Source organism: Arthrobacter sp. 01N442, from assembly GCF_056399345.1.
On record NZ_JBFTRD010000004.1, the window covers coordinates 631,279 to 651,233 of the forward strand.

General features: G+C 68.3%; 18 protein-coding genes. 5 read left to right on the forward strand and 13 right to left on the reverse strand.

The annotated features are described in order from the left end of the window. Positions 1-108: 108 nt before the first annotated feature. Entirely contained in the window at positions 109-1,179 is a 1,071-nt protein-coding gene (gene rarD, locus AC1DNC_RS10400) for an EamA family transporter RarD (RefSeq protein WP_476862630.1), read from the forward strand. Positions 1,180-1,219: 40 nt separating this feature from the next. Here the strand turns inward: rarD and AC1DNC_RS10405 are convergent, their stop codons facing one another. Continuing rightward, positions 1,220-2,092: a universal stress protein gene (locus tag AC1DNC_RS10405; protein ID WP_476862457.1), complete on the reverse strand. Its 873-nt coding sequence runs from the start codon at positions 2,090-2,092 to the stop codon at positions 1,220-1,222. A gap of 192 nt (positions 2,093-2,284) precedes the next feature. On the opposite strand from AC1DNC_RS10405, the gene AC1DNC_RS10410 reads away from it, so the two are divergent. Further along, a complete protein-coding gene (locus AC1DNC_RS10410; protein ID WP_476862458.1) occupies positions 2,285-3,115 on the forward strand; it encodes an AMIN-like domain-containing (lipo)protein in 831 nt (276 codons plus the stop codon). A gap of 123 nt (positions 3,116-3,238) precedes the next feature. Here AC1DNC_RS10410 and gabT read toward each other — a convergent pair whose 3' ends face one another. After that, a complete protein-coding gene (gene gabT / locus AC1DNC_RS10415) occupies positions 3,239-4,594 on the reverse strand; it encodes a 4-aminobutyrate--2-oxoglutarate transaminase (RefSeq protein WP_476862459.1) in 1,356 nt (451 codons plus the stop codon). Positions 4,595-4,652: 58 nt separating this feature from the next. Next, positions 4,653-6,083 (reverse strand): aminobutyraldehyde dehydrogenase, encoded by a 1,431-nt coding sequence (locus AC1DNC_RS10420; RefSeq protein ID WP_476862460.1) that lies wholly within the window; start codon positions 6,081-6,083, stop codon positions 4,653-4,655. A gap of 160 nt (positions 6,084-6,243) precedes the next feature. Here AC1DNC_RS10420 and AC1DNC_RS10425 point away from each other — a divergent pair, with 160 nt between their 5' ends. Beyond that, positions 6,244-7,686, forward strand: coding sequence for a PucR family transcriptional regulator (locus AC1DNC_RS10425; protein ID WP_476862461.1), 1,443 nt, complete (start codon positions 6,244-6,246; stop codon positions 7,684-7,686). 119 nt (positions 7,687-7,805) lie between these two features. Here AC1DNC_RS10425 and AC1DNC_RS10430 read toward each other — a convergent pair whose 3' ends face one another. Continuing rightward, positions 7,806-8,342, reverse strand: a complete 537-nt coding sequence (locus AC1DNC_RS10430) for a hypothetical protein (protein WP_476862462.1) — start codon at positions 8,340-8,342, stop codon at positions 7,806-7,808. A 172-nt stretch (positions 8,343-8,514) separates the two neighbouring features. Between AC1DNC_RS10430 and AC1DNC_RS10435 the strand changes: the two genes are divergently transcribed. After that, positions 8,515-9,381 carry a DUF1206 domain-containing protein gene (locus AC1DNC_RS10435; RefSeq protein WP_476862463.1) on the forward strand — a complete coding sequence of 289 codons (867 nt, stop codon included), beginning with the start codon at positions 8,515-8,517 and terminating at the stop codon, positions 9,379-9,381. A gap of 127 nt (positions 9,382-9,508) precedes the next feature. Then, on the forward strand, positions 9,509-10,090 hold the full coding sequence (locus AC1DNC_RS10440) for a hypothetical protein (protein ID WP_476862464.1): 582 nt from the start codon (positions 9,509-9,511) through the stop codon (positions 10,088-10,090). A 22-nt stretch (positions 10,091-10,112) separates the two neighbouring features. Here the strand turns inward: AC1DNC_RS10440 and AC1DNC_RS10445 are convergent, their stop codons facing one another. From AC1DNC_RS10445 to AC1DNC_RS10485, 9 genes are all read right to left on the reverse strand, one after another. After that, on the reverse strand, positions 10,113-11,102 hold the full coding sequence (locus AC1DNC_RS10445) for a DNA topoisomerase IB (RefSeq protein ID WP_476862465.1): 990 nt from the start codon (positions 11,100-11,102) through the stop codon (positions 10,113-10,115). A gap of 92 nt (positions 11,103-11,194) precedes the next feature. Then, complete coding sequence (locus tag AC1DNC_RS10450; protein ID WP_476862466.1) at positions 11,195-12,649, reverse strand: FAD-dependent oxidoreductase; 1,455 nt, start codon at positions 12,647-12,649, stop codon at positions 11,195-11,197. A gap of 106 nt (positions 12,650-12,755) precedes the next feature. Continuing rightward, the gene (gene cobA, locus AC1DNC_RS10455; RefSeq protein ID WP_476862467.1) at positions 12,756-14,033 is read right to left on the reverse strand and encodes a uroporphyrinogen-III C-methyltransferase; all 1,278 of its coding nucleotides are present in this window, start codon (positions 14,031-14,033) and stop codon (positions 12,756-12,758) included. Positions 14,034-14,161: 128 nt separating this feature from the next. Then, positions 14,162-14,458: a putative quinol monooxygenase gene (locus tag AC1DNC_RS10460; protein ID WP_476862468.1), complete on the reverse strand. Its 297-nt coding sequence runs from the start codon at positions 14,456-14,458 to the stop codon at positions 14,162-14,164. Between the two features lie 195 nt (positions 14,459-14,653). Further along, positions 14,654-15,592: an ABC transporter permease gene (locus tag AC1DNC_RS10465; RefSeq protein WP_476862469.1), complete on the reverse strand. Its 939-nt coding sequence runs from the start codon at positions 15,590-15,592 to the stop codon at positions 14,654-14,656. Then, the gene (locus tag AC1DNC_RS10470) at positions 15,582-16,307 is read right to left on the reverse strand and encodes an ABC transporter ATP-binding protein (RefSeq protein ID WP_476862470.1); all 726 of its coding nucleotides are present in this window, start codon (positions 16,305-16,307) and stop codon (positions 15,582-15,584) included. Before AC1DNC_RS10470 ends, AC1DNC_RS10465 begins: the two co-directional genes overlap by 11 nt. Before the next feature lie 38 nt (positions 16,308-16,345). Continuing rightward, positions 16,346-17,515, reverse strand: coding sequence for an ABC transporter substrate-binding protein (locus AC1DNC_RS10475; protein WP_476862471.1), 1,170 nt, complete (start codon positions 17,513-17,515; stop codon positions 16,346-16,348). Positions 17,516-17,738: 223 nt separating this feature from the next. Beyond that, positions 17,739-18,905 (reverse strand): RtcB family protein, encoded by a 1,167-nt coding sequence (locus AC1DNC_RS10480; RefSeq protein ID WP_476862472.1) that lies wholly within the window; start codon positions 18,903-18,905, stop codon positions 17,739-17,741. A 4-nt stretch (positions 18,906-18,909) separates the two neighbouring features. After that, complete coding sequence (locus tag AC1DNC_RS10485; RefSeq protein ID WP_476862473.1) at positions 18,910-19,863, reverse strand: GTP pyrophosphokinase; 954 nt, start codon at positions 19,861-19,863, stop codon at positions 18,910-18,912. Positions 19,864-19,955: the final 92 nt, after the last annotated feature.

Consider the following 19,955-nt stretch of genomic DNA (forward strand, 5'->3'; position numbering starts at 1 on the left):
AATTCTAAATGTCCGCGCCACGGCGTGGGTCCAAGTGAGGAAGATCGCAGGTTCCGGGGCCGTCCTGCAGCGCCAGGCGGCAGGAATAGGGCCACCGGGGGTGGTGTTATTGATCTTGTGCCTATCTCCGACGGATCCCGTCCCCCCGCAACCCTGACTTCCCCGGGCGGCGCTGCCCCCGCTGCCGGAGCCGCCGGCCACGGGCCCGGCGGTGTCGCGGCCAGCGGTCCCGCCGCCAACGCCCCCGCACTCAAGGCAGTGGACAAGGACACGACGGCGGGGATCCTGTTCGGCATCGGCGCCTACGGTTTGTGGGGGCTGCTTCCGTTGTACTTCTTCGTGCTGCACCCGGCCAGCGCCGTCGAAATCGTCGCCAACCGGGTGGTGTGGTCGCTGCTGTTCTGCATCCTGCTGATCACCGTCACCCGCTCCTGGCGGGTGATCGGCGCCGCGTTCCGGAACCGCACCGTCATGGGCCCGCTGGCCCTCGCGGCCGGCCTGATCGCAATCAACTGGCTGACCTACACCTACGGCGTGACCACCGGCCAGGCCGTGGAAACATCGCTGGGCTACTTCATCAACCCGCTCGTCTCGGTGCTGCTGGGCGTTTTCGTCCTGAAGGAGAAGCTCCGGCCGCTGCAGTGGACCGCCGTCGGCGTCGGGTTCATTGCGGTGGGCGTGCTGACGTATTCCTACGGCAAACTGCCCTGGATCGCCCTGACCCTGGCCTTCAGTTTTGGCCTCTACGGCTTCGTCAAGAAACGGGTGGGTCCGCGGGCCGACGCCCTCACCAGCCTCTCCGTCGAGACGATCGTGCTGGCACCCATCGCCGGGGCGGCCATGGTCGTACTGGCCGTGACCGGGGCCGCCACGCTGACCAACAACGGCGCCGGGCACTTCTGGCTGCTCGCCGCGTCCGGCGTCATTACGGCCGTCCCGCTGCTTTTCTTCGGCGCTTCCGCCCGGCGGCTGCCGATGACCACGATCGGGCTGCTCCAGTACTTCGCCCCGGTGCTGCAGTTCATCGTCGCGCTGGTGGTCTTCAGGGAGGCCATGACCCCGGAGCGCTGGGTGGGCTTCGGCGTCGTCTGGCTCGCGCTGGCGCTGCTGACCGTGGACATGCTGCGCACGGCCCGGAGGAACTCCGTGACCCGCAGGCTGGCCCGCGCCGCCGCCTGACCGGCCCCGGAGAACTCCCCTCTTTCGGCTGCGGGTGGGCCTAGTCCTCCGGGCTGGTGTCGATGCGGACGTAGTCGCGCGGCACCACGACCATGGGGACCGGCAGGGCGCGGAGCACCTTGTTGGCCGTGCTGCCGATGAAGAGCTTGTTCTTCTCGGCCAGGCGGGAGGAGCCCACGATCATGATCTCGGCGTCGTCCCATTCGAGGTCATCGATAGCCTCCTCGATGGTCCGTCCGTGCGCGACCTCCACGCTCACGTGGTGGCCTTCGGGCAGGCGAGCGGCCGCGGCTTTGAGGACCGTGTTCGCGTGGACATGCGCGGCGTTGACGTTTTCGCCGCCGTCGCCCTCGGCGTCCAGCTCGACCAGGGAGACAAGCCGCAGCGGCACCCCGCGGCGGGCGGCCGACTCGATCGCGACGTCGATTGCGGCTTCGGCGCCGGTGCGCTGGCCGACGGCGAGGGTCAGCCGGGTGATCGGATCCGTGTGCCGGTACCCGCGGGGGGCCAGGGCAACCGGGACCGGGGAGGCATGCAGGAGTGCGTTGGCCACGCTGCCGACGCTGTACCGCTTGAACAGGCCGCTGTTGGCGGCACCCACCACGATCAGGCCGGCGCGGTACTCCTTGGCTGCGTCGATCAGGCCGGCGGCGAACGAGTCCGCCTGGCGCACGTGGAACCTGGCCTCCAGGCCCTCCGGAACGAGGGCAAGGCCCTGCCGCTCGGCCGTGAGCACAGACTGCTCTGCGGCGCTGACGCGGTTGCCCTGCGGGTTCAGCGCGACATAGGGGGTGTTCCGGTCCACTACATGGACCAGGTCCAGGTGGGCGCCCTGGGCGCGGGCCATGGCGGAGGCGAGGGCGACGGCGTCGGCGCCGCGGTCGTTGGGTGTGTAGCCAACTACGTATCGCATGTAAGAACCCCTTATGGGTCTGGGGCAGAATCCAGCTTGGCTCCGGGGGTTCCGGGCGACGTCGGCCGGTCTGCGTTCCTGCAGTGGTAGGAAAGACTCTAGCCCAGCGCCGCGCCGAAATGTGGGTGACTTTTGGCCCTGCGCCGCCGAAGTTTCCGAGGCCTACGCTGAACGCGTCGAGGGGAGCTCACCATGAGTCTGATCAGGAACCACGGGTTCGCGGCACGAAATAGCGGACTGGGGCTGTTGATTTTCCTGCTCGCGCTGACCGGTTGCACCCCGTCCCCGCCCCAGCCGTCCGGAACCAGCGCCGCGCCGGCGACCTCGACGGCATCCGGGACGCCGACCTCCACCGCTTCCGCCACCTCGGTTGCCCCGTCCAGCAGTTCGACGCCGTCGACTTCGGCCACCGCCACGCTGCCGCCGGATTCCGATGAGACCAAGGCACCGCAGGACGGCGACCGCGTGATCTCCTCGACCGTCACCCATGACTGGGCATGGCCTGGAGCGAAGACGCCGTTCAAGACCACGCACAGCAACCCCGTACCGTTGGCTCCGCCGCCGGCGGAACCCCTGCCCACGCTGTACGCGATCGGTGCCGGCCAGCACCCCTCCGACACCCCGCCCTATGACCAGCTGAGCTTCCGCTTCAACGGCGCCTTCCCCAGCTACGACATTTCGTTCGTCCCCGAACTGCTCGCCGACGGCAGCGGCCTGCCCGTGCCGATGCCCGGCTCGGGCGCCATCCTGAAAGTAGTGTTCCACGGCGCCCAGGCACATACCGCGGACGGGAAGGCCAGCACCATCAAGAGCAGCCCTGCACCCTCGATCGGCTACCGGGCGCTTACCCGCTACGCCCCGGCCGGCGATTTTGAGGGGGTCCTCAGTTACGGGATCGGCGTCGGCCGGCCGGGCACGGCGGCGCCGCAGACCAAGGTGCGGGTCTATGAGGTCGAGAAGATCGAGCAGGGCCGCCACCTTTACGTTGTCGCGATCCAGCTTGACGCCAGCTCCTGGCGGTAGGCGCCGGAGCAACAGCACCCGAACGTGAACGAGCCGCGGACTTCCCAGTCCGCGGCTCGTCCACGTTGCTTCTGTGCGTTGCTTCTGTGCGTTCCTTCGGGGTCTCCCCCTGCTGGGCCGTGCCTAGGCGTTGGCGCGGACCGCCGCGGCCAGGACCTCGAGTCCGTCGAGCAGCAGCTCGTCGCTGATCACCAGCGGGGGGAGCAGACGGATCACGTTGCCGTAGGTGCCGCAGGTGAGGATGATGACGCCTTCCTTGAGGCAGGCGGCGGCAACGGCCTTGGTCAGCTCCGGGTTCGGCTCCTTGGAACCGGCCTGGACCAGTTCGATCGCCAGCATCGCGCCGCGGCCGCGGACGTCGCCGACCACCGTGAGCTCGGACGCGAGCTCGCGCAGCTTGCCCAGGGCGAGTTCCTCGATGTGGCGGGCCCGGGCGTTGAGGTCGTACTGCTCCATGGAGCCGATGGAGGCCAACGCCGCGGCGCAGGCCACCGGGTTGCCGCCGTAGGTGCCGCCGAGGCCGCCCGGGTGGACGGCGTCGAGCAGCTCGGCGCGGCCGGTGATGGCGGAGAGCGGCATGCCGCCGGCAATGCCCTTGGCCATGGTGATGATGTCCGGAACAACACCTTCGTGGTTCACGGCGAACCATTCGCCGGTCCGGCAGAAGCCGGACTGGACCTCGTCGGCGATGAAGACGATGCCCTTGTCCTTCGCCCAGGCCGCGAGTGCCGGCAGGAAGCCCTCGGCCGGGACAATGAAGCCGCCCTCGCCCTGGATGGGCTCGATGATGATCGCGGCAACCTGCTCGCCGCCGATCTGCTTCTCGATCATGGTGATGGCGCGCTTGGCGGCCTCGGCACCGGTGATCTCCGGGTTTTCCTCGCGGTACGGGTAGCTCATCGGCATGCGGTAGACCTCGGGCGCGAACGGGCCGAAGTTGGTCTTGTACGGCATGGCCTTGGCGGTCAGCGCCATGGTCAGGTTGGTGCGGCCGTGGTAGGCGTGGTCGAAGGCGACGACGGCGTCCCGGCCGGTGGCGAGGCGGGCCACCTTGACGGCGTTTTCCACGGCTTCGGCACCGGAGTTGAACAGCACGGTGCGCTTCTCGTGGTCGCCCGGGGTCAGGCGGTTCAGCTGTTCCGCGACGGCGACATAGCCCTCGTAGGGGGTGACCATGAAGCAGGTGTGGGTGAAGTGCTCCACGGCTTCCTTCACTGCGCCCACGACGGCGGGGTCCGAGGCGCCGACGCTGGTCACGGCGATGCCGGAACCGAGGTCGATGAAGGAGTTGCCGTCGACGTCCTGGATGATGCCGCCGTCGGCGTCGGCGACGTAGACCGGGACGCTGGACGCGACGCCGGAAGCGACGACGGACTTGCGGCGCTCGGTGAGGGCCACGGACTTGGGTCCCGGGAAGTCGGCCTGGACGCGGCGCTTCTGCTCAAGACGGTAGGTGATGTCGTTTGCTGTGGTGGTCATGGGGAAGCCTTTCTAAACGTGGGAGGGGCGGCGAAGCCGGATCAGTTACGCGACAGCGTTATGCATCCAATGCGCTCATGACGTGCTTGATGCGGGTGTAGTCCTCGACGCCGTACATCGAGAGGTCCTTGCCGTAGCCGGACTGCTTGAACCCGCCGTGCGGCATTTCGGCGGTGAGCAGGATGTGGGTGTTGATCCAGACGGCGCCGAAGTCCAGGTCCCGGCTGAGCCGCATGGCGGTGCCGTGGTCCGTGGTCCAGACGCTGGAGGCCAGGGCGTAGTCGACATCGTTGGCCAGCTCAACGGCCTCGGCCTCGGTGCTGAACTTCTGCACGGTGATGACGGGGCCGAAGGTTTCCTTCTGCACGATGTCATCGCTCTGCTTGGCGCCGGTGATGATGGTGGGCTCGAAGAAGAATCCCTTCTCCCCCGCGCGGTGGCCGCCGGTCTCGATCTTGCAGTTCTCCGGCAGATGCTCGACGACGGAGGTGACCGCGTTGAAGTGGTTGACGTTGTTCAGCGGGCCGAAGTAGTTGTCTTCATCGTTCTGCGAGCCCGTGTGCAGTGTCTTGGTGTGCTCCACCATGGCGGCCACGACGTCGTCGTGCACGGAGTCCTCGACGAGGACCCGGGTGATTGCCGTGCAGTCCTGGCCGGCGTTGAAGAAGGCGAAGTCGGCGATGGCCGCGGCGCTCTTCTTGATGTCCGCATCCTTGAACACGATCGCGGGTGCCTTGCCGCCGAGTTCAAGGTGTGCACGCTTCAGGCCTTTGGCGGCGCCGGAGGCGACAGCGATGCCGGCCCGGACCGAGCCGGTGATGGACACGAGGCCGGGGACCTTGTGCTCCACCATCAGCGCGCCGGTTTCACCGGTGCCGAGGACCACGTTGAGCACGCCTGCCGGGAAAATCTCGCCGGCCAGGCGGGCCAGGACCAGGGTCGATTCCGGTGTGGTGTCCGAAGGCTTGAGCACCACGGTGTTGCCGGCCGCGAGGGCGGGGCCGATCTTCCAGATGGCCATCAGGAAGGGGTAGTTCCACGGGGCGACCTGGGCGACGACGCCGATCGGTTCGCGGCGCACGTAGGAGGTGTGGCCCTCGAAGTACTCGCCGGCGGACTTGCCTTCCAGGATCCGGGCGGCTCCGGCGAAAAAGCGCAGCTGGTCGGCTCCGGCGGCGACTTCCTCGGAGGCGATCAGGGAGCGGACCTGCCCGGTGTTGCGGTGCTGGGCCTCGACGAGTTCGTCGCTGTTGGCCTCGACGGCGTCGGCGAGCTTGAGCAGCATCAGCTGGCGCTGGCCGGGGGTGACGTGCTTCCAGCTGGCGAAGGCGTCCTTCGCGGCGGCCATGGCGGCGTCGACGTCGGCCTGCACCGAAACCGGCGACTTGGCCACGACTTCCCCGTTGGTCGGGTTGACGACGTCCAGCAGGGCGGTGCCGGCGGGGGTGACGAACTCGCCGTTAATGAAGTTCTGCAAGGTTTGAACCACGGTGTACAACCTCTTTCGTGCTGGCCTCGGAAAGGCAGGGATGAGGGGATCTGCGACTGCTCCGAGCCTATGCCAGGCGCGCAAGGCAGGGAATAGGCAGCTGCACACCGAAGTCGAAGCACTTTAGTGCGGTTGACCAGCCCCCGGCTATCCTGATTCCATGGCAATTTCACTGGCGGCCCTGCTGGGGGTTCCGTCCCTCAAGCTGACGAAATCGGGCCTCGCCGAGACCACCTGGCACCAGGATATCCACTGGGTGGCAGTGACGGAGCAGGAGGACCCGCAGCGCTTCCTGAACGGCGGAGAACTGGTCCTGACCACGGGGATGCGGCTGCGGACCGCCCCCGATCAGCGCCGCTTTGTCCGCCAGGTCCAGCGCGCCGGGGCGGTCGGCATTGGTTTCGGGGTGGGACTGAGCCACGAGTCGGTGCCGCCGGCCCTGATCGCCGAGGCCAACCGCTGGGGCCTGCCGGTGGTGGAGGTGCCCTACGAGACGCCTTTCATCGCGATTGGCAAGCTTGTGGCCGACGCCCAGTCCGCGGACCACTACGCCAAACTGGAGCGCCTGATCGCTGGCCACCAGGTCCTCGCCCGCGCCCTGCTGACCGGCGGCGGCCTCGCCGAGCTGCTCAAGCACCTCGGCTCGATGCTGCGCACCGAGATTGTCCTGACGCAGTTCACCGCGCAGCTCTACAACAGCGCCGCGGGCAGCCCCTCCCCCACGGCGGACGGCTGGGCCTCCTACCCGATCCCCACCGGCCGGCGGGACGCGTGCACGCTCTGGGTGCGGCACCCGTTCGAGGATTCGGGCATCGTCGGCTATGCGCAGAACCTGATCAGCGTGGAACTCAACAACATGGTCAAGCAGCGCCAGGCCCAGCGCGCCCTGGCCGGGCAGGTGCTTGAGGACGTAATCCACGGGACGCTCGAAACCACCGAGGCCACCCGGCGTCTCGCCGGCATCGGCGTCAACAGCACCCGCAAGAACGTCGTCCTACTCGCGGAGTCGGCGGCCCACGCGAAGCAGTTGGGCAGTTCCTCGCTGCCGCAGCCGCTGGCGGCGGCGGTGACCGCCGTCGTCGGCAAGGATCTGGTGGTGCTGGTCCACGACGACGGCAGCGGCGCCAGCGCCCTGGCGCGCAGCCTCAGCGACCACCTCGCCGAGGCGGGGATCCACGCGACGATCGGCATCGGCGGGGCGTATACGAAACCGAACGGCCTGCGCTGGAGCTACTTCGAGGCCCGCGACGCGGCGAGCCACGGCCTGCCCGTCAACGAGCCGGAACGGCTGAGCCTGACCTCGCTGCTGCTGGCCAGCGAGGACGTTCCGCTGGCGGATATGGCGAACGAGTCGCTGAACCCGCTTCGCAACTTCGACGCCGCCCACGGCGCCGAACTGATGACCACGCTGGAGAGCTACCTGAGCAACAACGGCTCGGTCGCCGCCGTCGCCGAAGAGCTCACCCTGCACCGCAACACGGTGCGCTACCGCCTGGCCCAAATCACCGAGCTGACCGGCTACGACCCGGCCCAGACCGCGGACCGGGTGCAGCTCTGGCTGGCGCTGGCCGTGCAGCGGCTCAGCGCCCGGCACCCGCGCTGACGCAGCCCCGCCGGCCCTGGGAACGCGTTGGCGAATCGCGACAATAGGCGCCCGAACAACAGGAAGGCCACATCGCGCCCATCCGGGGATGGTCGCGATGTGGCCAGTAGTGCCCCGGACTAGCGGGAGAGGCCCTTGAAGACGTTCTTCGGGCGCTGCATCTCGCCGTGCTTGGCGCCGAGGACGATAACCCAGCCGGCGAAGACCGGGATGGCCCACTGCAGGACCTTCAGCTGCTGCTGCGCCGAGCGGAGTTCCTCCGAGGCGCCGGGCTTGGGCTCGGTGGCACCCTCGGCTCCTTCAGCGGCGAGCTTGTCCACCTTTGCGCCCTGCAGGCCGGCGTACAGCGTCACGGCGGCACCGGCCAGGGTGACGACGGACTTGTAGATGCTCAGCCGGGTAACCCCGTCCTGCTTGGCCATCCGGCCCTTGTTCTCCCACATGATGGCGAGGCCGGAAAGGAAGTGCGCGCCGAAGGCGGCGGTCTGGTAGGGGGCCCATTTCTTCCAGCCGAGGCTGGACAAGCGGGTGCGCTCGGCGGGATCCTTGGCCTCCGCCGTCGCGCCGTTCAGCCCGATGGCGCCCATCAGCGAACCGCCGAACCAGGCGCCGGCGGTCAGGTCGTGGATGGATCGGGCAACAAGATTACCTGCCATGGTGAGCTTCCTATCGTGTGAATTCGAATCCGAAATGATGCGGCCACATGCGACGCCGCACCCCCGATATAGTAAGCACACTTACCAACAACTTGGTAGCCCCCGGTTTCGGGCCGGCGCACGCCGGACCGAACTTCCGGACCAGCGGCCCGTTACGCGTAAGCTCGAAGCAATGGAAGAAGTCAGCGGGGAGCTCCCCCAAAGGCAGCTTGGGCCGCCGCCGGAGGCCGTCATCGGCGATGCGGCGGATGCCGCCGAGGCCGCCTCCAACAGCAGGCTGCTCGACGTCGTCGCGCGCTGGGGATTCGCTGTGATGGCCGTGCTCCACATCCTGATCGGCGCAATCGCCGTCGCACTGGTTCTGGGCGCGCCGGGCCAGGCCGAGCCCACCGGCGCGATCGAGCAGCTCGCGGCCAACCCCTGGGGTCCGGCCGTGCTCTGGGCCTGCTGCGTTGGCTGCGCCGGGCTGGCCCTCTGGCAGCTGAGTGAAGCGACCCTGCGGGCGCGGCACCTGCCGCGCGGCGAACGGCTGGGCAAGCTGGTCTCCTCGGGCTTCCTGGCCATCGCCTACGGCAGTATCGGCTTCACCTTCGCCAGCTTCGCGCTGGGCTTCCGGAGTGACTCCGGCGATTCCACCGCCGCGTTCAGCGAGGCCCTGATGAACCGCCCGCTCGGCGGGCCGCTGCTGATCGGGCTGGGCCTCACCGTGGGCGGAATCGGCGTGTACTTTGTGGTCAAAGGCCTCGGAAAGAAGTTCAAGGAAGAACTGGCGCACTTCGAAGGCACGCACCGGGGCCACCTGGTCAGCGTCCTGGGGGTTGCCGGCCATGTGGCCAAGGGCCTGGCGCTGGTGCTGACCGGCCTGCTGTTCGTCATCGCCGCAGCCACCGACGACCCGCGTTCGTCCACCGGGCTGGACGGCAGCCTCAAGGCGCTTCAGCACCACCCCTTCGGGCCGTACCTGCTGTTGGCCATCGGAGCCGGCTTCATCGCGTACGGCGTCTTTGCGTTGCTCCGTGCGCGGTTCGGGCGCATGTAGGGTCCCTTTCCGTCCTTGTTGCCGGGAGGGACCGGGGATATCGTTTTAGCTAGGCCCGGAACCGCGTTTCCTGCCCTTCCGGGCGGCGCCGTCCGCGAGCGGCGGATCGGCTTGTCGAGGTCAGGCCATGAGCTACGTCCCAGTCAGCAGGCGCACCATCCGGCGCCATCGTGAATCCGAGCGGTCCACCCGCCGCCTGGTGGTCGTGTGGTCAACGGTGGCGGCTGCCGCGTGGCTGCTGTCGGTCACGATGTCCACTGCGGTCCGGGTCGGCGGCTACGAACACGACATCGCCGTCGTCCTGCACGTCCTGTCCCTTGTGGTGTCCTTCGGCGCCATCCTCCTGCTCGACTGGCACGGGTTCCTGTGGCTCCTTGGCCGCCGCAAGCTGGCCGAAACCATCCGGCTCGACGGCGCGGCCACCCCGCTGATCTGGGCGGGCCTCGCCAGCCTGCTGGCGACCGGGGTGTTCCTGAACCCGCATCTGAACAACCTGATGACGGACGTCAAACTCGCCGCCGTGCTGGTGCTCAGCCTGAACGGCATCATGCTCATTCCGCTGATGCGACGGCTGGTCCATCTGCCGCCGGACACCCCCTTCCAGGGACTGACCGTAGGCCAGCGCGTCCACCTGCTGGTGTGCCTGGTCATCTCGCAGGCGTGCTGGTGGACGGCGATCATCATCGGATTCATCAACGCCGAGTTCTGACCGGCGGGCGGCGGGCAGACCCTCAGCGCAGCGGGACGACAGCGCCCTCCTGGTAGAGCAGTGCGCGGATTTCCGATTCGGCGGAATCCAGCCGCTTCGGGTCGATCGTTTCCCCGGCCGCGAAGTGATCCAGCAGGCGCGGATCCACGTAGCTCTTCCGGGCGATCGACGGCGTGTTGCCGAGCACCGCGGCGGCGTCGACCATGGCTCGACTGACGGCGCGTTTCCGGGCGGAGACCTTGGTCTGGGGTCCGCTGCGGGCCAGGCTCACGGCCGCTGCGACGGTGCCGCGCAGGGTCCGGAAGTCCTTCGCGGTGAAGTCCCCGCCGGTGCGTTCCTTGACGTAGTCATTGATCTCGGAACTGGTGACCGGGTGCCAGCTGCGGCCGTTCTTGTAGGCCAGCAGGCGGGCGTTGCCGCCGCGGCGCTTGAGCGAACGGACGACGTCGGCCAGGTCGGCGTCGTCGATCCTTGACTCCCAGTTCTTGCCGCTCTTGGCCGGAAAGCTGAGCCGGAGTTCGTCCTTGCGCACCTTCACATGGGCGCAGAGCAGGGTGGCCAGGCCGTGGCTGCCGTTTTCGTTGGTGTACCGTTCGGAGCCCACGCGCAGGGAGCCGCTGTCGAGCATCCGGAAGGCGGCGGCGAGGACCCGCTCCCGGGTGAGCCCCTCGGAGCGCAGGTCCAGGGTCACGAGCCGGCGCGCGCTCGGCAGGGTTTCCGCGAGCTGGAGGGAGCGGTCAAACTTCAGCCGGTCCTTCCGCTCCCGCCAGCTGGGGTGGTAGATGTATTGGCGGCGGCCGACGGCGTCGACCCCGGTGGCCTGGATGTGGCCGTTCTCGTAGGGCGCGATCCAGACGTCGGTCCAGGCCGGCGGGATGCCGATACTTTCCAGCCGCTCCCGCACCGGCCCGGCCGGCAGGGTGGAGCCGTCAAGGTCTTTGTAGCTGAACCCTGTCCCGGCGGGAACCCGGCGGTACCCGCGGCCGGACGCGTTGCTGTGACGGAGCCTCATCGGCGGGATCCTGGGTGGCTGGCGGTGTCCATAACGGTAAGCCTACTGACTACCCGCCGGGAATGCCGCCTATCGGGAACAACGCGGGGCGCTCAGACCTCCGCTGCGACGCCGCCGCGGGAGATTTCCACCATGTCCTCGCGCGGGACCACCTTGATGCGTTCACGCTGGACGCTGCCCGGAGCCGCGCTCGCCTGGGCGCCGAGGGACCGTTCGTGTGCGTCCAGGGCGAGCCAGCCTTCCCAGCTGGTGTACTGCACGTCGCGGTCTTCCAGCAGTCCGACGATCGCCTCCGGCGCGGGCGCCGCGGCCAACGGAAGGGATTCGCGGTCCTCCAGCAGGTAGGTCACGGTCTCCAGCGCGTCGCCCTTGGTGTGGCCGATCAGGCCGACCGGGCCGCGCTTGATCCAGCCGGTGGCGTAGATGCCGGGCACGTGGGCGCCGGACGCGTCCAGGACACGGCCGCCGTCGTTCGGAACAACGCCCTTGCTGTGGTCGAACTCGACCTCGGGGAGGGCGGAGCCGAAGTAGCCGATGGCACGGTAGACGGCCTGGACCGGGTAGTCGATGAACTCGCCGGTGCCGCGGGCGTTGCCGGTGCCGTCCAGTTCGGTGCGCTCGAACTTGATGCCGGCGACTTTGCCCGGCGTCGCGGCGCCGTCGTACACCTCCACCGGGCTGTGCAGGAAGTGCAGGTGCAGGCGGCGGGACGCGGTGAGTTCGGAGAGGTCCTCGGGCTGCTCGGCGATCCAGTTGGTGAGCGTGCCGACCATGGTCTTGGTCTGGTTGTTGCTCTGGATCTGGCGGTCGGATTCGGCGTCGAACTCGAAGTCCTCGGGGTAGAGGATGATGTCGACGTCCTTGGAGTGGGACAGTTCGCGCAGTTCCAGCGGGGTGAACTTCACCTGGGCGGGGCCGCGGCGGCCGAAGACGTGGACGTCGGTGACCGGCGAGTTCTTCAGCGCTTGGTACACGTTGTCCGGGATTTCGGAGACCAGCAGGTCGTCGGCATGCTTGGAGAGCATCCGGGCCACGTCCAGGGCCACGTTGCCGTTGCCGATCACGGCGATCTCCTTGGCCTCCAGCGGCCATTCACGGGACACGTCGGGGTGGCCGTCGTACCAGGAGACGAAGTCGGCGCCGCCGTAGGATCCCTCGAGTTCGATGCCGGGGATGTTCAGGTCGGCGTCCTTGATGGCGCCGGTGGCGAAGATGACGGCGTCGTAGTGGGTGCGGAGGTCCTCCAGCGTGAGGTCCGTGCCGTAGTCCACGTTGCCGAAGAAGCGGATGTCGCCGCGGTCCAGGACCTTGTGCAGGGCGTCGACGATGCCCTTGATGCGCGGGTGGTCGGGGGCCACGCCGTAGCGGATCAGTCCGTAGGGTGCCGGGTAGCGGTCGAAGAGGTCGATGCTGACGGTGAGCTCGCCGCTCTTGACGGCCTCGCTCTTGGTCAGGATGTCCGCGGCGTAGACGCCGGCAGGTCCGGAACCGACGACGGCGACGCGCAGCGGGCGGGCGGCGGTTCCTACGGTGGTGTTCGTTGACACGGCTGTGTTCCTTTGGGTCGTTCCGGCCCAACTGACTCGCAGTAGTTGTCGTTTTGAGGGCTCATAACGACAACTATTGCGAGCTAGTTGGGTGGTGCGGATGGTGCTATCGGGCGGGGACGCGCGGAGCGTTCGGGGACGTGGTGCTGTAGTCCGCGGTCTTGAAGTGCGACGGCGCGAACGGGCTGACCCGGACCACGTCGCCGATCACGATCACGGCAGGGTTCGCCACGCCTGCGGCCTCCGCTTGGTCCGCGATGGTTTCGAGCGTTCCGATGGTCACCCGCTGGTTAGGCAGGTATCCATTCTCTACGATGCCAACAGGTGTCCCGGCTGGCAAACCGGCGCGTCCCAGCGAGGCCGCGGATTCGCGCAGCTGCCCCACGCCCATGAGCAGGATCACAGTGTGGTCGGCTCGGGCGGGCACTTCGCTGAGCTCCTCGTGGCCGGTGACCACGCTGAAACCCTTGGCGAGGCCGCGGTGCGTGACCGGGATGCCGGCGGCGGCGGGGACGGAGATTGCCGAGGTCACGCCGGGAACGACTTCCACCTCGACGCCGTGCTGGCGGCAGAACTCGGCTTCTTCACCGCCGCGGCCAAGAACGTACGGGTCGCCGCCCTTGAGCCGGACCACACGGTGGCCGGCGAGGGCCTCGTCCACGAGGATCCGGTTGATGTCGGACTGCGGGACCGGGTGGTGGCCGGGCGCCTTGCCGACCTCGATCACACGGACATCCGGGGCAAGTTCACCGAGCAGTTCACGCGGGCCGAGCCGGTCCGCAACGACGACGTCGGCCTGGCCCAGGAGCCGCCGGCCGCGGACGGTGATCAGCCCGGCATCGCCCGGCCCGCCGCCCACGAGGGCCACCATGCCGGCGCCCGTGACTGAGTCTCTTCCCGGAACCCGGTGCCGGCGCAGCGGCAGGTCCCCGGCAGCGAGGGCGGTGGCGACGGCGTCACGCAGCGCCATGGCCCGGCGCGGGTCTCCCCCGGCGTTGACGGCGATCTTGACGTCGTCAACGACCGCGACGGCGGGCGTCCAGGCGGCGGACGCCTCGTGGTCGGAGGCGTTGACGCACCAGATCCGCTGTGCCTCGGCGTCGGCGGCGACCTGCGCGTCCACGGAAGCGTCGCCGGTGGCGGTCTGGACGAACCAAGCCCCCTCGACGTCGGAGCTGCGGTAGGGCCGGGGCTGCCAACTCAGCAGCCCTGCGTCGGCCAGGCCGTTCAACGCGGGGCAGGCTAGCGGCGCCACTACGGTGACTCGGGCGCCGGCGTCGAGCAGTCCCCGGGCGCGGCGTGCTGCGACGGGGCCGCCGCCGACCACCAGCACGGGCCGGCCGAGCAGGCGCAGGGCCGCGGGGTAGATGTCCTGGATTGCCATGCATCGACAGTAGGGTGGCGTCCAAGAGGGGAACAACGGTGCGGAAACACCAGTTCACGCAGGGTCACGGGGCGTAACCTGGTGGCCGACGTTCCGGGGCACTTTTACGGCCGCGGCAGCCCTGCCGGCTACTTCACGGCGATGACTTCGACCAGTTTGATGTCGGGGTCCTTTGACAGCAGGGTGGGGCCGTGTTCGCCGAGGGCCGCGGGGATGGCACCGTTTAGATGCGCCTGGCGGGCTTCCTCCGTGTCAAAGGTGTCGAAGATGCCGAAGGTGTACTCGTTGACCCGGAAGGCATACCAGGTCCGTGTGCCGGGTTCCTTGAGCACAGCGTCGCGGGCTCCATTGAGGAAGTCCCAGACCTCTTGTTCTTTCCCCAGCTTTGCCTCGACCAGTGCCAGCACTCCAAATTTTGGCGCCACGGCTGCCTCCTTGGATTCGGGATGGATCGGCCGCAAACCGGCCTATAGCCGTGAGTGTAGGGACGGCGCCCCGGCGGAGCAAGGGGCTTGTGGCGCCAAGGCGATATGGCGGTTTTGGGCCGGCTGCGAAGTGACACCCGAAAGCCCGACGGCGATTTTCGCCGTCGGGCTTTCCCGTTCTGTAGGGCCGGGGATCTACCGGGTGCTGCCGGTGAGGAGTCCCCGGCGGCGGAGCAGACGCTTTTCGACCGGGCCGAAGACCAGCAGTTCCACCAGGATGCCGACGGCAAGGATCAGCAGGATCGCGGCCAGCACAATGGTCATGTCCGCTAGGTCGCGGCCCTGGTTCAGCATCGACCCGAGGCCGAAGCCCATGCTGCCGCCCACTGTGATGATTTCCGCGGCCATGAGCGAGCGCCAGGAGAAGGCCCAGCCCTGCTTGAGGCCGCCGAGGTAGCCCGGCAGTGCGGCCGGGAGGACGATCTGCAGCGCAAGCTGGAGGCGGGAGGCACCCAGGACCGCTCCGACCCGGCGGTACTGCGGCGGAATCTGGTCGACGCCGGAGATCAGGCCATTGATGATCGACGGGATGGCACCCATCAGCACGACGAAGTACACGGTGGCATCACTCAGGCCGAACCAGATGATGGCGGCCGGCACCCACGCCACCGACGGCAGCACCTGCAGCCCCGAAATCAGCGGCCCGAAAGCACGCCGGAGCGGGGCGACCTGGGCCAGCAGCAGCCCCACCGGCGTCGCGATGACCACACTGATCAGGAAGCCCGCGACGCCGCGCTGCAGCGAAGTCCAGACCGCTTCCTGCAGCTTGCCTTCTCCCCCGAGGGTCCCGAGCTGGCCGATCACGTCCAGTGGTCCGGGCACCAGGTCGCGGCGTTTGATGCCCAGGGAGACGTACACCTGCCACGCCACGATGAGCACGGCGAGCGCTGCGACCGGCAACAGGATCCGGCTCCAGTCGATGCGGGTCCTGCGGACGGCGTCGGACTGGAGCGAGTCAAGCCCGGCTTCGAGTTCGCGCAGATCGGCCGGGCTCGTCGAGGTCCGGGTCAGGGCGGCATGCACCTTGTGCGTCTCGGCCGGGGCTTCCGCGACGGGGGCTTGGCTATTTGGCATGACGGCGGATCTCCTCGCGTAGCCGGGCGGTGATGATGCCGGTCAGCTGGCCTGCCAGGCCGGCGTCGGTGCGGTGTTCCTCGGAGACCTGCCATTCCTGGACCACGCGGCCGGGCCGCGAGGAGAGCAGCAGCACGCGCTGGCCGAGCCGGACGGCCTCCCGGACGTTGTGCGTGACAAAGACGATCGTGCGGCCGGTTTCCTTCCAGATCCGTTCCAGCTCGTCGTGCAGCAGGTCGCGGGTGATCGCGTCCAGCGCGGCGAACGGTTCGTCCATGAGGAGCAGCTGCCGGTCCTGGGCCAGGGAACGGGCCAGGGACACGCGCTGGCGCATGCCGCCGGAAAGTTCGTGCGGGCGCTTCTCCCCCGCCCCGCCCAGGTGCACCAGGTCCAGCAGCCCCTCGGCCTGCACCCGGCGTTCGGCTTTGCCGACCCCACGCAGTTTGAGGGCGAGCTCCACGTTTTCCCGGGCGGTGAGCCAGGGGAAGAGGGCCGCGTCCTGGAACATGTTGGCCGCGCCGTCGCTGGGCACTTCCAGGGCGCCCGACGTCGGGGCTTCCAGCCCGGCGATGATGTTCAGCAGGGTGGACTTGCCGCAGCCGGACGCACCGAGCAGGGCGACAAACTCGCCCTGCCCGATGCTGGCGTTGACGCCGTCCAGCACCGGGGCGCCGGCGCCGAAGCGTTTCCCCAGGTTTTCCAGTACGACTGGCATGGTCACGTCCTAACTAGTGGTGGCAGAGCGGGCGGGAGTCAATCCTTGCCGAGCCCCCGCGCGGAGGTCTTCGTTCCGGACACCGAGTTGAGCGTGCTCAGGTCGAAGATGCCGTTGATATCCGCTTGTTTGGTGGTGCCGGCATCGACGCCGTCCTGGAGCAGTTTCTTGTATGTCCCGGCGAGCGGGTCGACGGTGAAGACGATGTTTTTCAGCGAGCGGGCGACGACGTCGTCCGGGAGCGCCGCACCGCCGGACTCCTTTAGCGCGGCGTTGAGGACCCCGGCCTTCTCGGTTGCGGAGGCGGCGGTCAGCCATTGCACGGACTCCGCATGACCCTTCAGCAGGGCCTTCACCGTGGCCGGATGTTGGGCGGCGAACTTCTTGTTGACGATCAGCACGGTGGTGGGGAACTCGCCGGGCTTGCCTGTGAGCGAACCATCCCAGAGGTCCTTCTCGTCCACCAGTACCTTCGCGCCGGCCTGGAGCACCAGCCGCGAGGCCCACGGCTCCGGAAGCCAGGCGCCGTCGAGCTTGCCGTCCTGAAACAGCTTCAGCGTCTGGGCGTTCTCGGTGGGGTTGATGGTCACGTCCCCACCGCCGCCAGGGGATGTGTTGAAGCCCTGCTTTCCGAGCCACGCGCGCAGTGCCACGTCTTGGGTACCGCCGAGCTGCGGGCTGGCGAGCGTCTTGCCCCTGAGTTCCGCCGGCAAGGTGATGTCCGGCCTAACCACCAGCTGAGCACCGCCCGCGGCTGCCCCGGCGATGATGTTGATCGATTCGCCTTTGCTCTTCACGAAGGAATTGATCGCCGGGTTCGGGCCGATGTAGCTCGCATCGATGGCGCCGGCGTTCAGCGCCTCGATCGCGGCGGGGCCGGCGTTGAAGACCTCGGTGGTGAGCTTGGTCTGGCCCAGCTCCTTGGCGATGAACCCTTTGCTTACCCCCACCAAGGCCGGGGCGTGGGTGATGTTGCCGAAGTAGCCGAGTTTGAGCTGCGCAGCGGCTGCGGTGGTGCCGGCGGCCGGTGCTGCCTCGGCGTCGTTGGCGCGGGGCACCGTCGAGGCGACGGCGGCGCCGGCTCCGATCAGCAGGGCCAGGGCGGCGGCGACGCTGATCTCGAGCGTGCGCTTGCGTTTCGGCTTGGCCGTTTCGCCGGCGACGATCCGGGTGGTGCCGGGGGTGGGCTTGTCGGGGGTGGATGACATGGAAGGATCCTGTTCGTGGAGGGTGCGGGTGGGCCGGGCGGTGGTCAGCGCCGGCGACATCGCCCCTGAAGCGCCCCGCGGGAGGGGCCGGTGAACCGTTCCGAAGTGGTCATGGACTCACCCTAGGGACGGCTGGGAACCGGGTTCAATGGTGCGGAAACCCGGGGTCACGCGGGTTCATGCAGCGTCACATGCGGGCCCTGGATTCGCTCCCCGCGGCGGGTCAGTCGCCTTTGACGTTGACGAGCTGCCGGAGCTTGTGCCGCACCCTGACGAGGTCCGCGGAGTCGCGCATCACCAGGTCGATCGGCTTGTACGCGGCGGGGATCTCGTCGATGAAGGCCTCCCTGGGCCGGAATTCGATGCCCTGCATGGCGGTCTTCAGCTGGGCGAGCGAAAACGCCTTCCGGGCCGCGGTGCGGGAGAACTCCCGGCCGGCGCCGTGCGGTGCGGAATTCAGCGACGCCGGGTTCCCCCGCCCGACGACGATGTAGGACGCCGTGCCCATGGACCCGGGAATCAGACCGGGATCGCCGGCCTGTGCCCTGATGGCGCCCTTGCGCGAGACCCAGACGGACTTGCCGTAGTGCGTTTCCTGCGCGGTGAAGTTGTGGTGGCAGTTGATCCGTTCGAGTTCCCGGACCGGCCCGCCGATCCAGGACTCGAACTGCTGCACCACCCGGTCCATCATTTCCTCGCGGTTCAACAAGGCGAACTGCTGCGCCCAGCGCAGTTCCCTGATGTAGCGCAGGAATTCGGGGGTGCCTTCCTCGAGGTAGGCGAGGTCCCGGTCCGGCAGGGCGATGTGCCGGCGCAGGGCGACGCTCCGGGCCTCCGCGATGTGGTGCTGGGCGATCTTGTTGCCCACCCCACGGGAGCCCGAATGCAGGAACAGCCAGACCGCGGCGTTCTCATCCACGCACACCTCGATGAAGTGGTTGCCCGAGCCCAGCGAGCCCAGCTGCAGCTCCCAGTTCGCCGCGTACCGTGCGGGGTCGAAGCCCGCCTTCGCCGCCAGCCGCCGCAGCTCTGCGAGCCGGGGGCCGGCCGTGGCGGAGATCCTGCGGTTGAAGTGGCCGGCGGACAAGGGTATGGCCCGCTCGATTGCCTGGCGCAGCCGCTGGAGGCCTTTGGGCAGGTCCTTGAACACGTACTGGGTGCGGACGGCGATCATGCCGCAGCCGATGTCCACTCCCACCGCGGCCGGGATGATGGCTCCCACCGTGGGGATTACGGAGCCCACTGTGGCGCCCTTGCCCAAGTGGGCGTCCGGCATCAGGGCAAGGTGAGGGTAGATGATGGGCAATTGGGACGTGGCGACGGCCTGCCTGCGGGTCTCTTCGTCCAGGATGGAGGCCCAGCTGAGGAGACGCCGGTTGATGGCTTCCAACGGTTCAGTCCTGCATCCGCTCCAGCCGGAAGGTCAGCTTCGCCTCCCGTTTGGGATCGCCGCCCAGGGACTTGGTCCGTGCGATGTAGTCCATGCCCCAGGTTTTCAGCAGGAAGTCGTCGGCAATCCGCACATGGCCGGCGGGGAACTTGTAGTCCATTCGCTTCGCCACACCGGACCAGTCGGCGGCACCGAACAACTGCTCGGCGTCGGCCACGGTCCGCACACCGTTGCTTGCCAGTACGTCGCCCAGCCAGCCGTACTGCCGGGCCTGGCTTCTGGGGTGTTCGGGCAGCAGGCGGGCCAGCATGTCGTGCAGGATCTCCCCGGTCAGCTCGGTCGCCGGGTTGGCGGCGAACTCGGCCGTGCTTTCGGCTTGGCGGCGTTTGACGATGTCGTTGATTGCCGAAAACTGGGCGTCGGCGAGTTCGATCAAGGTCGACGCCATGGTGAACGCCCGGTCCACTTCCGCGTTGGCCTCGGCGAGCCCCTTGTAGCGGATGTCATGCTCAAAGGCGGCCCATGCGTGCTGGAGCACCGTCCGGATCTGGACTTCGAAGCGGTCCCCGACGAACGGGTGGCAGCCCACGGGAACGTTCCCGGCAGGGACTTCGAGGATGAGGTGCCGGCCGGCATAGCCGATCTGGCCGTTCCGCCGCTGCGTGCTGGTCTTGTCGTCGTCCTCGCGGCAGTTGAACTGCCCCTTCAGGGCCGTGGCGACGTCCGCAATGTCCGGTTCCAGGAACATGATGATCCGGACGCCAACGAGGTCGTCCAGCTGTTCAAGGCCGCGTTCGTACTTGAATCTGCCGTCGGTAGTCAGACGGCCCAGTTTCTCCTTGACCGAGTCCGAGTCCTTGACCCGGGCCTGCACGGTGTGGTGGTTGAGGCCGTCGTCGCGGAGCCGGGCGCGGATGGCGTTCCCGATCGCCTCGGAGGCCGCATTCAGCCGGGGCAACAGGGCACCGTATTGCTCCAGGGACCTGGCTACAACGGAATCATGATCTTCCAACGGGTCCCCCTCGGATCCTCGCGCAGCGCCTCTCAACA